Genomic DNA, 606 nt, shown 5'->3' on the forward strand with positions numbered 1-606 from the left:
AAAAAAACGAAATGAATATTTCACGCATTTTATCAGGGCATGGTGAAGATGTTCTAAATGCGAAACAACTTATTGAAACGCGATTACAAAAGCAAGAAACACGTGCTTTTAAAGTGCTTGAATTATTAAAAGAAAAACCAATGACAGCACTTGAAGTATGTGTAAAACTATTTCCGGTATTATATAAAGAGCAATTACCACTTACTATCTCAGAAACTGTTGGACAATTAGACTTTTTAGCATATAATCAACAGGTGATGATTGATGAATCTTCACAACAATTGATTTATTATGCAAAGTAGGTGACAGCAATGACGGGACGTTTACAAGAAAAAGTAATCGTCATTACAGGTGCTTCTAGTGGAATTGGAGAGCAAGTTGCAATGCAGGTTGCAGAGCAAGGGGCGACGCCGGTATTAATGGCTCGAACAGAAGAGAAACTACAAGCGTTAGTAGACAAAATTAAAGAAACTTATAATGCGCCTTGCTATTATTATGTATTAGATGTAAGTGAAGAGATGGAAGTACAGTCTGTTTTTTTTTTGTTATTATATGACGGGGGCCGCAGAGATCTACTCGTTACCCCTGCGGGATGTTTTACTGTTC

General features: G+C 36.5%; 2 protein-coding genes. Both read left to right on the top strand.

Annotated features, from left to right (window positions below):
• On the top strand, positions 1-302 hold a 302-nt coding region (locus NG904_RS17000; RefSeq protein WP_252232918.1), incomplete at its 5' end, for a hypothetical protein.
• A gap of 9 nt (positions 303-311) precedes the next feature.
• A partial coding sequence (locus tag NG904_RS17005; RefSeq protein WP_252232920.1) for an SDR family NAD(P)-dependent oxidoreductase occupies positions 312-606 on the top strand: 295 nt, incomplete at its 3' end.

The sequence above is a fragment of the Clostridium sp. ZBS15 genome, assembly GCF_023845705.1.
Taxonomy (GTDB): Bacteria; Bacillota; Clostridia; order Clostridiales; family Clostridiaceae; genus Clostridium; species Clostridium aquiflavi.